This is a genomic window from Arthrobacter globiformis, assembly GCF_003261175.1.
Classification (GTDB): Bacteria; Actinomycetota; Actinomycetes; order Actinomycetales; family Micrococcaceae; genus Arthrobacter; species Arthrobacter globiformis_A.
This window is the reverse complement of sequence record NZ_QLNP01000080.1, coordinates 19258-29076: the sequence shown is the minus strand read 5'-3', so window position 1 is coordinate 29076 and position 9819 is coordinate 19258. Positions and strand designations below refer to the sequence as shown.

The window sequence follows — 9819 nt, the reverse complement described above, 5'->3', positions numbered from 1 at the left end:
GTGTGGTCGATGGTGCCGTCGGCGGCGGTGGCCACGACGACGACCTTCATGCCGGCCAGCACGGCCGAGGCGGCGTTGGTGCCGTGCGCCGAGGCCGGGATCAGGCAGATGTTGCGCTGGTCATCGCCGCGGGACAGGTGGTAGCCGCGGATCGCCAGCAGCCCGGCGAGCTCACCCTGCGAGCCGGCGTTCGGCTGGATGGACACCTGGTCGTACCCGGTGATCTCGGCGAGGTCGGCTTCCAGACCATCGATCAGTTCGCGCCAGCCCTCGGTCTGCGAGTCCGGGGCGAACGGGTGGATCGAGGCGAATTCGGGCCAGGAAATGGCTTCCATCTCGGCCGTGGCGTTCAGCTTCATGGTGCAGGAGCCCAGCGGGATCATGGTGCGGTCCAGCGCCAGGTCACGGTCCGAGAGCTTGCGGATGTAACGCAGCAGCTGGGTTTCGGACCGGTGCGTGTTGAACACCGGGTGCTGCAAGTATGCGGAGGAACGCTCGACGGCGGCATCCAGGGCGAAGCTGCCCGTGGACCCCACTGACTTGGCACCAAAGACAGCAAGAACGTCAGCGACGATGGCCGGCGTCGTGGTTTCATCAGTGGAGATGCCAACGGAGTCGGCGTCGATGCTGCGGAGGTTGATGCCCTTCTCTTCGGCGGCGGCGATGATGCCGGCGGCCTTGCCCGGGACGGAAACCGTCACGGTGTCGAAGAAGCTGGTGTGCAGGACGTCCAGCCCGGCGGCCTTGAGCGAGGCGGCCAGGGTCTTGGCGTGGCCGTGTGCAGTTTCGGCGATCGCCTTCAGGCCTTCCGGTCCGTGGTACACGGCGTAGAAGGAGGAGACGATGGCCAGCAGCGCCTGCGCGGTGCAGATGTTGGACGTGGCCTTCTCGCGCCGGATGTGCTGCTCGCGGGTCTGCAGCGCGAGGCGGTAGGCGGGAGTGCCGGCGTTGTCCTTGGAGACGCCTACGAGGCGGCCGGGAAGGGAGCGTTCAAGGCCCTTCTGCACGGCCATGTATGCGGCGTGCGGTCCACCGTAGAACAGCGGGACGCCCAGTCGTTGGGCGGAGCCGACGGCGATGTCGGCGCCCTGCTCGCCCGGAGGAGTGATGAGCGTCAGCGCCAGCAGGTCAGCGGCCACCGTTACCAGCGCGCCGCGTTCCTTGGCGGCGGCGATGACCCCGGTGTGGTCGAAGACGCGGCCGGAAACGCCGGGCTGCTGGAGCACGACGCCGTTGATGTTGCCATCGGGCAGTCCCTTGGACAGGTCGGCAACCTCGACCTCGAAGCCAAGCGCCTCGGCTCGGCCCTTGACGATCGCGATGGTCTGCGGCAGGGAGTCCGCGTCCAGGACAGTCTTGCCGTCCTTTGCGTCTTTGTTCTTGTTGGCCCTGCGCATCAGCAGTACGGCCTCGGCCACCGCCGTGGCTTCATCCAGCAGCGACGCGTTGGCGATCGGCAGGCCGACCAGGTCCTGGACCATGGTCTGGAAGTTCAGCAGCGCCTCGAGGCGGCCCTGGGAAATCTCCGGCTGGTACGGCGTGTACGCGGTGTACCACGCGGGGGCTTCAAGGATGTTGCGGCGGATCACCGGCGGCGTGACGGTGTCGTAGTAGCCCTGGCCGATCATCTGCACGGCGGTCTTGTTCTTGGCCGCGAGCTTCCGGAGTTCAGCGAGGGTTTCGACTTCACTCAGGGCCGGGGAAAGCTCCAGCGGGGAGTCCTGCCGGATGTCTTTCGGCACTGCCGTGTCAACCAGAGCATCGACAGTCTCGTAGCCGACGGCCTTGAGCATGGCTTCGACGTCGGCCTGCCGGCGGGCACCAATATGCCGGTCGACAAAGGAGGCGGAGGCTGAATCTACGGTCAAAAGGAACTCCATAACTAAGGCGGCGCAGGGTACGCCACAGTGATTCGGGTTCCTCCCCGCTCTGTATTGGACCTGAGAGTTTCCGCGTTGCTGCGCCTACGCACAGCCCCGCTTGCACCGTCGGTGAGCACAGCATGCCCTGAACCGTCCGCGCGTGGCGGAACATTCAATGCGGGCAGCCTGCTGCTTTCCAGAGTTGCCTTGCCGCGGCGGTACATGGGCCTGAGAGATTCCTGGGGAGGTTTTGCTCCTACGGCGCCTGCTTGTACCTACTTGCAGGACTCTCCCGCCGCAGATCGAAGGCATATTCAGTTGAGCGGTGACAGCTGTCACAGAGGCTATTCTCCTACGCCGGGATCGCGTCTGCAAACTGTGGCGGCGTGGGCTGGCACACCCCGGCGGCGGGCAGCACGGCGTGCACCTACCCCCGCAGCCGGTCGAGGGCGGCGAGAAGGCTCTCGACGTCAGCAGCGGTCTCCGACGGCGTCGCCGCGGGGCCGATCGAAAGCATGGCATTGAAGTAGAGCCCGTCACCCATGTACAGGACCGCCTTGGCCAGGCCCGGCCCGACGTCGCGGGCGATCTCGTCGAGCCACCGCTGCTGGATGTGGGCGAACCGGCGCCGGGTTTCCTCGTGCGCCACCTCGGCGAGCCTCGTGGCGGCCACGATGGCGCGGTCCAGCGGGGTGTCCGCCCAGACGGACGACTTGATGAAGTAGGCGGCCGCACCCTCAGGAGCCGCGGCCATGGCCTGGGCGTCCGCCTCCGCGAACTCGTCGAGCCGGTCCAGCAGCACGCCGATCAACGCTTCCTTGTTCGGGAAGTGATACAGCAGCCCGCCCTTGGACACCCCGGCGCGGGCAGCCACGGCGTCAAGCGTGGCGGCACGCTCCCCCACCTCGATCAGCAGGGATTCAAACGCATCGAGCACTGCGCCGCGGGCGACCGGTTTTCTGGGCATGGCTTCCATCATGCCTCCTTCAGCGGGAGGGCTATAACTATACCGTCCAGACGGTATAGTTAACTTATGACCATGAACTCAGCCCTGCACCCCGAGCACACTTTTGCCGGCGAGGTTTCGCACGGCCAGCCTTCACCCGGTGGCGGCACGCGCGACTGGTTCGCCCTGGCCCTGCTCATGTTCCCGGTTCTCCTGGTTGCCGTGGACAACACTGCGCTGACGTTTGCCCTTCCCGCGATCGCCCGCAGCCTGGACCCCTCGGGCGTGCAGCTGCTGTGGATCGTGGATGCCTATGCCCTGGTCCTCGCCGGACTCCTGGTGGCCATGGGCAGCCTCGGCGACAGGATCGGGCGCCGCCGGCTGCTGCTGGTCGGCATTTCGGGTTTTGCGGCAGTCTCAGCGGCGTCGGCCTTCGCCCCGAGCGCCGAGTGGCTCATTGCAGGCCGCGCGGCCATGGGATTCTTCGGCGCCATGCTCATGCCGTCCACGCTGTCCCTGATCCGCAACATCTTCCGGGAGCCCGGCAGGCGGAGGCTGGCAGTGGCCATCTGGGCTGCCGGGTTCTCCGGCGGCGCCGCACTGGGGCCGATCTTTGGTGGCTGGCTTGTGGAGCACTTCTGGTGGGGCGCCGTCCTGCTCGTGGCCGTACCGATCATGCTGCCGCCGCTGGTCTTCGGCCGCTTCCTCATTCCTGAGTCCAAGGACCCCAGCCCGGGACGGGTGGACGGGGCCAGCATTGCACTGTCGATGCTGACCATGGTGCCGGTGGTCTACGGCATCAAGGAACTGGCCACCCACGGCCCCGGTGTGCAGGCCCTCGGAGTTCTGGCCTTTGGCCTGGCCATGGGCCTCGTGTTCGTCCGCCGGCAGCGCGCCCTCGCATCCCCCCTGCTGGACTTGTCGCTGTTCCGGAACCGCGTGTTCAGTACTGCGATCACGGCCAATGTCCTGGCGCTGTTCTCCTACAACGGCTTCATCCTGTTTTTGGCCCAGCACCTGCAGCTGCTTGAAGGCATGTCGCCGTCGGAATCCGGCACGGCGATGCTGCCCGCCCTTACTGCCATGGTGGTGGCGGGACTGCTGGTGGTTCCGCTGGTCCGGAAGATCCGCCCCGGCTTCGTGGTGGCCGCGGGACTGGCGCTGAGCGCCACCGGCTACGCCCTCGTGGCGTTCGGGGATCACGACGCCGGTCCCGCAGCGCTGCTGGCCGCCCTCCTTATTCTGGCGCTGGGTGTGGGATCTGCCGAAACCATCTCGAACGACCTGATTCTCGGCGCCGTGCCGGCGAACAAGTCCGGAGCGGCCGCAGCGATCTCGGAGACCGGATACGAGGTGGGCTCACTCCTGGGCACAGCCATCCTGGGATCGATCCTGACCGCGTCATACCAGCAGCACCTCTCCCTGCCCCACTCTGTTGCCCAAACCATCCCGGCGGCGTCCGCAGACCAGGCCAGGGAAACGCTAGCCGGCGCCATGGAGCTGGTCGGGTCATTGCCGGCCCCGGTGGCCGAGGGCCTCACGGCGGCCGCCCGGGCAGCGTTTGATTCGGGTGTCCACATCACCGCGGCGATTGCGCTGGTACTGATGGCGGGAGCCTCGGTGCTCGCCGCCGTCGTACTTCGCCGCGTCCCGCGCGCGAAGTAGCGGGGACGCAGTAACCGGCGCCGTACGCAAGGTGACGGATACAGAAACGGGCAGCCCCGGAGAAATTCCTCCAGGGCTGCCCGTACTCCAGCCGGCGGCGCGGCGCGCCGGCTACTTGGTGTCGGGGTGCGTGACGCTGGCCGACGCCTTCATGTTCTCGGCGCCTACCATCCACGCGTACTGCTCGAGCTTTTCGATGAAGGTGTGCAGCAGGTCCGCAGTGGTGGGGTCTTCCTCATCCACCTCGTCATGGACCTTGCGCATGGTGCCCACGGCCGCCTCGAGTGCAGCGACTATGCGGTCGATCGCATCCTTGGTGCTGATGAGCCCGTCGGGGAACTGCGGAAGGTGGGTCGCCTTCGCCACGGTGGCACTGCGTCCGTCCGGCAGGGCATGCAGGGCGCGCATGCGCTCCGCCATGTCATCGGCAAAGGCCCGGGCAGCGTCGACAATCTCGTCCAGCTGAAGGTGCAGATCCCTGAAGTTGGTTCCAACGATGTTCCAGTGCGCCTGCTTGCCCTGGATGTGCAGTTCGATCAGGTCCGCCAGGACGGCCTGCATGTTGTTGGTCAGTGTCGGTGAAGCCTTCATGAATCCTCCTCGAATGGTCCAGTGGTTCCGACGCTACCGCAGACACTCGGGCACAGGGAGCGCCGGAACCCGAATTTCACGATCAGCTTACTTACTACTTTGCGCGTCCGGAACGAGAAGGGTCATAAATGAGCGGCATTCAGTTCGCCCTTGCCACCTCGCCACGGCAGGTGCATACTAAATGAACGTCATTCATTTAGTGACGGTCGTCTCACTGGAGAAATCATCATGATCGAAATAACCTGCCTCAACGCGCCTGCTTCGCTCGCCCGGACAGAGCCGTCCGGACGTCCAGCCTTGAGGGTGGGCGTCGTGCAGCACCGCTGGCACAGCAGCGCCGCCGCACTCCGCGCGGAACTCAACGAGGGCATCGACCGTTCCGCCCGGCTGGGTGCCACCGTGGTGTTCCTGCCCGAGCTCACGCTCTCCCGCTACCCCGCAGACCAGGTTCCGGAGAATGACCTTGGGCGGCGGGGCGAGGACCGGCCGCGCCCTTCCGACGCCGCCGAGGACCTGCTGACCGGCCCCACCTTCCGCTTCGCAGCCGAGGCTGCCCGCCGGAACGGCATCACCGTGCATGCATCGCTCTACCAGCGCGCCGGCAACCCGGTCGGCTCGGATGACGGACTGGGGCTGAACACCTCCATCCTCGTGTCCCCGTCCGGCGAGCTCCTGGCCCGCACCCACAAGCTGCACATCCCGGTGACCGCCGGATACTACGAGGACAAGTTCTTCCGCCAGGGTCCGCCCGCGGAGGACGCCTACCAGGTCCACGCCCCGGCTGAGCTCGGCGGTGCCCGGCTGGGCATGCCCACCTGCTGGGACGAGTGGTTTCCCGAACTGGCCCGCATGTACTCCCTCGGCGGCGCCGAACTGCTGGTGTACCCGACGGCGATCGGTTCCGAGCCGCTGTTCCCGGACTTTGACACCCAGCCGCTCTGGCAGCAGGTCATCGTGGGCAACGGCATCGCCAATGGCCTGTTCATGGTGGTCCCGAACCGCTGGGGCCAGGAGGGCAGCCTGAATTTCTACGGCTCCTCCTTCATCTCCGACCCCTACGGCCGCATCCTGGTCCAGGCACCGCGCGACGAGTCGGCTGTTCTCGTTGCCGACCTCGACCTGGACCAGCGCAAGGACTGGCTGACGCTGTTCCCGTTCCTGACCACCCGCCGCCCGGACACCTACGCACGGCTCACCCAACCGCTCCGCCCGGAGGAGCCGTTCGGCAGCGACGCCGGGGTTTCGGCAAGCTCAACCAACGGGGACGCGACCTCAACCAGCGAGCGGGTCAACGCATGAGCACGTGGCGTATGCCCGCCGAAACGGCGCATCAGCAGCGCCTCTGGATGGCCTTCCCCACGGGCGGCTACACCCTCGGGGACACCGCAGAGGAGGCGCACGCCGCCCGGTCCGTCTGGGCCGCCGTCGCCAATGCCGCCGTCGAGTTTGAACCGGTCACCATGGTGGTGGACCCGTCCGACGTCGGGACTGCCGCCCGCTACCTGTCCCCCGCCGTCGAGGTGCTGACGGCGGAACTCAACGACGCCTGGATGCGCGACATCGGCCCGACGTTTGTCCTAAACGGAAACGGCGCCCTGGGTGCGGTGGACTGGGTCTTCAACGGCTGGGGCGCCCAGGACTGGGCGAGCTGGGAAAAGGACTCGCTGGTCGCCGCCGAGGTGACCGGCCGGTCCGGCGCCCGGCACCTCGTGTCCCAACTGGTCAACGAGGGCGGCGGAATCCAGGTGGACGGCGAGGGGACGGTGCTGGTCACCGAAACAGTGCAGCTGGATCCGGGCCGCAATCCCGGTCTCAGCAAGGCCGACGTCGAGGCCGAACTGGCCAGGACCATCGGCGCCAAGAAAGTGATCTGGCTGCCGCGCGGACTCACCCGCGACTCCCAGCGGTTCGGAACGCGCGGGCACGTGGACATCGTGGCCGCCATCCCGTCCCCGGGCACCCTGCTGGTCCATTCCCAGCAGAACCCCGCCCACCCGGACTACGAGATCAGCCGCGAAATCATCAGCTTCCTGTCCTCCACCACGGACGCCGCCGGCCGGGAATGGTCGATCATCGAGGTGCCGGCGCCCGTTGCCCTGACGGATCCGGAGGGCTTTGTGGACTACAGCTACATCAACCACGTGGTGGTCAACGGCGCAGTCATCGCATGCACGTTCGCCGACCCCAACGACGAGAAGGCACTCCGCGTCCTCGCGGATGCATATCCGGGGCGAAAGGTAGTGGGCATCGATGCCCGCGAACTCTTCGCCCGCGGCGGGGGCATTCACTGCATTACCCAGCAGCAGCCCGCTGCCGTCTAGAAAGGGCCAGTCATGAGCCAAACCACGCGTCAGAGCATCCAGCCCGGCGGGAATTCCCCGGCCGGCGAAGCAACGCACGGCATCACCGGGAAGGGCCTTAAAGGCGGCCAGCTGGGCCTCCTGGCCGTCGTCGTCCTGGGTATTTCCTCGGTGGCTCCCGCCTACAGCCTCACCAGTTCGCTGGGACCCGCAGTCGGGACGGTGGGCGTGCAGCTGCCCGCGATCTTTATCGTCGCGTTCATCCCGATGATCCTGGTGGCGTTCGCCTACCGGGAGCTCAACGCCGACTCCCCGGACAGCGGCACCACGTTCACGTGGACCACAAAGGCGTTCGGCCCCTTCGTCGGCTGGATGGGCGGCTGGGGTCTGCTCGCCGCCAACATCATTGTTTTGTCCAACCTGGCAGGCGTCGCGGTGGACTTCTTCTACCTCTTCCTGGCCCAGGTGTTCAATAACCCCGAACTCGCGGACCTGACCTCCAACACGGCACTCAATATTGCCACCTGCCTCACCTTCGTGGCTCTCGCCGTCTGGGTCAGCTACCGCGGCCTGCACGCCACCAAGCTCGTGCAGTACAGCCTGGTCGGTTTCCAGGTCCTGGTCCTGGGCGTCTTCATCGTCATGGCGCTCACGCACGCAGCATCCGGTGACGCCGGTCCGTCCCTCGCGTTCAGTTGGGACTGGTTCAATCCCGCCAAGATCGAGAGCTTCGAGCAGTTCACCGCCGGCATGTCACTCGCCGTTTTCGTCTACTGGGGCTGGGACGTGTGCCTGACCGTGAATGAGGAAACCAAGGGCGGCAAGGGCACGGCTGGCAAGGCAGGAACCACGACGGCGATCGCCGTCCTGGCCCTCTACCTCGCCGTAATCGTGGCCACCATGATGGTGGCAGGCACCGGCGCCGACGGCATTGGCCTGAACAACCCGGACAACCAGTCGAATGTCTTCGCCGCGCTGGCTTCGCCGGTCATGGGTCCGCTGGCCATCCTGATGTCGCTCGCAGTGCTCGCCGGCACCGCCTCGTCCCTGCAGTCCACCATGGCCTCCCCGGCACGCAGCCTGCTGGCCATGGGTCACTACGGTGCCCTGCCGCCACGTTTCGCGTCGGTCAGCAAGCGCTTCGGGTCCCCCGGCTTCGCCACGCTGATCGCGGGCGGGATCTCCGGCGGCTTCTACGCCGTCATGAAGGTGGTCAGTGAGAACGTCCTCAACGACACCATCCTGGCGCTGGGCCTGATGATCTGCTTCTACTACGGCCTCACGGCCTTCGCCTGCACGTGGTACTTCCGGCACAGCCTGTTCTCCAGCGCCCGCAACTTCTTCATGCGGCTGCTGTTCCCCATGCTGGGCGGACTGGTCCTCACCGTCGTCTTCATCCAGACGGCCGCGGACAGCTGGGCGCCCGAGTTCGGCAGCGGTTCGGAGATCTTCGGCGTGGGGCTCGTGTTTGTGCTCGGCGTGGGAATCCTGGCCCTCGGAATCGTCTTCATGCTGGTGATGGCGCGGCTGCGGCCCGGCTACTTCCGCGGCGACACCATCCGCAAGGACACCCCCGCGCTGGTAGTCCCCGAATAGCGTTTCCGCGTGCAAAAGCAGCGATGCCCCGCCTCCCGGCCTGAACTGGTCGGATGAGGAGGGGCATCGCTGCTTTTAACTGACAGTCAGGGAAACTGAACGTATGGGGACCCCCTTGTCCCCTTAGCCGCTGTGCTCCCCTACTGCGGGCATCTCACCAGTAGTGCGCGACGTCGACGACGAGCCGGGAACCGGAGCCGGGACCGTCCAGCGTGTACACCTTGAACGGCAGCCGGGCGCGGACGCCGAGGCCAAGGGTGGTGTAGCCCTCGAAGCTGCCGGCCCAGGCCACCTGCCGGAACGTGTGGTACCCGGACACTTTGGTCACCTCGGACCGGTTGGCCGGGATGAAGGTGGCCTTGCCGGTGGCATTGTCATAGGCCGGCGAGTTGATGGTGAGCTGCAGGAATGCGCCGCCGCGGAGCTTGATCGGCTGGCCGGAGCCTTCCTGGGCCACCTTGGATACGTAGCGGACGTTGTAGCCCTTGGCTTTGCCCTTGAGATCGATCACGAGGCGGTCGAAGCAGTAGTGCTGCCCTGTGCGGACATTGGTGACAGCTGCGGTGCTCATGGTCTGGTTTGCCTTCGCCAGCGAGCCCCACACCTGCCCGCAGTAGGAGGCCGCCGAGGCGGAGCCCGGAGCCAGCAGGCCCAGTCCAACAGCCATAAGGATGACTGTGAGCCAGGCGGGAATTTTTTTCATGTGGCCACCCCTTTCGAGTGAGTGTTTGGATAGCTCCAGAATAGGAGCGCCAAAAGCACTAAACGAGGGATGTGGCCGGTTCGGGGCGCAACCGTTAATATCGCAAAAACCGGGTCACGGGGCCGTAATTCCCGGCGTTGTTTTCAGGGCATCGAG

The 9819-nt window shown here is 66.3% G+C and carries 8 protein-coding genes and 1 riboswitch; of the genes, 4 read left to right on the top strand and 4 right to left on the bottom strand.

What is annotated here, in order from left to right:
- On the bottom strand, positions 1–1880 hold a 1880-nt coding region (locus DBZ45_RS12705), incomplete at its 3' end, for a glycine dehydrogenase (aminomethyl-transferring) (RefSeq protein WP_440130517.1).
- 188 nt (positions 1881–2068) lie between these two features.
- A riboswitch (glycine riboswitch) is annotated at positions 2069–2167 on the bottom strand.
- A gap of 122 nt (positions 2168–2289) precedes the next feature.
- Positions 2290–2829 (bottom strand): TetR/AcrR family transcriptional regulator, encoded by a 540-nt coding sequence (locus tag DBZ45_RS12700; protein WP_076803542.1) that lies wholly within the window; start codon positions 2827–2829, stop codon positions 2290–2292.
- A 72-nt stretch (positions 2830–2901) separates the two neighbouring features.
- On the opposite strand from DBZ45_RS12700, the gene DBZ45_RS12695 reads away from it, so the two are divergent.
- Positions 2902–4473 carry an MFS transporter gene (locus DBZ45_RS12695; RefSeq protein WP_440130518.1) on the top strand — a complete coding sequence of 524 codons (1572 nt, stop codon included), beginning with the start codon at positions 2902–2904 and terminating at the stop codon, positions 4471–4473.
- Between the two features lie 111 nt (positions 4474–4584).
- On the opposite strand, the gene DBZ45_RS12690 is transcribed toward DBZ45_RS12695, so the two are convergent.
- Positions 4585–5064 (bottom strand): Dps family protein, encoded by a 480-nt coding sequence (locus DBZ45_RS12690; RefSeq protein ID WP_111904265.1) that lies wholly within the window; start codon positions 5062–5064, stop codon positions 4585–4587.
- A 228-nt stretch (positions 5065–5292) separates the two neighbouring features.
- On the opposite strand from DBZ45_RS12690, the gene DBZ45_RS12685 reads away from it, so the two are divergent.
- From DBZ45_RS12685 to DBZ45_RS12675, 3 genes are read left to right on the top strand one after another with little or no spacing between them, the layout of a single operon-like run.
- On the top strand, positions 5293–6363 hold the full coding sequence (locus DBZ45_RS12685) for a nitrilase-related carbon-nitrogen hydrolase (protein ID WP_111904264.1): 1071 nt from the start codon (positions 5293–5295) through the stop codon (positions 6361–6363).
- Positions 6360–7385, top strand: a complete 1026-nt coding sequence (locus DBZ45_RS12680; protein ID WP_111904263.1) for an agmatine deiminase family protein — start codon at positions 6360–6362, stop codon at positions 7383–7385. Before DBZ45_RS12685 ends, DBZ45_RS12680 begins: the two co-directional genes overlap by 4 nt.
- Before the next feature lie 12 nt (positions 7386–7397).
- The gene (locus DBZ45_RS12675; protein ID WP_111904262.1) at positions 7398–8960 is read left to right on the top strand and encodes an APC family permease; all 1563 of its coding nucleotides are present in this window, start codon (positions 7398–7400) and stop codon (positions 8958–8960) included.
- A 154-nt stretch (positions 8961–9114) separates the two neighbouring features.
- On the opposite strand, the gene DBZ45_RS12670 is transcribed toward DBZ45_RS12675, so the two are convergent.
- Positions 9115–9663 (bottom strand): AMIN-like domain-containing (lipo)protein, encoded by a 549-nt coding sequence (locus DBZ45_RS12670; protein WP_111904261.1) that lies wholly within the window; start codon positions 9661–9663, stop codon positions 9115–9117.
- Positions 9664–9819: the final 156 nt, after the last annotated feature.

What these genes read in the sequence shown, in the direction of transcription:
- DBZ45_RS12700 (WP_076803542.1), bottom strand. Translation starts at nt 2,829, where the DNA reads ATGCCCAGAAAACCGGTCGCCCGCGGCGCAGTGCTCGATGCGTTTGAA.
- DBZ45_RS12695 (WP_440130518.1), top strand. Translation starts at nt 2,902, where the DNA reads ATGAACTCAGCCCTGCACCCCGAGCACACTTTTGCCGGCGAGGTTTCG.
- DBZ45_RS12690 (WP_111904265.1), bottom strand. Translation starts at nt 5,064, where the DNA reads ATGAAGGCTTCACCGACACTGACCAACAACATGCAGGCCGTCCTGGCG.
- DBZ45_RS12685 (WP_111904264.1), top strand. Translation starts at nt 5,293, where the DNA reads ATGATCGAAATAACCTGCCTCAACGCGCCTGCTTCGCTCGCCCGGACA.
- DBZ45_RS12680 (WP_111904263.1), top strand. Translation starts at nt 6,360, where the DNA reads ATGAGCACGTGGCGTATGCCCGCCGAAACGGCGCATCAGCAGCGCCTC.
- DBZ45_RS12675 (WP_111904262.1), top strand. Translation starts at nt 7,398, where the DNA reads ATGAGCCAAACCACGCGTCAGAGCATCCAGCCCGGCGGGAATTCCCCG.
- DBZ45_RS12670 (WP_111904261.1), bottom strand. Translation starts at nt 9,663, where the DNA reads ATGAAAAAAATTCCCGCCTGGCTCACAGTCATCCTTATGGCTGTTGGA.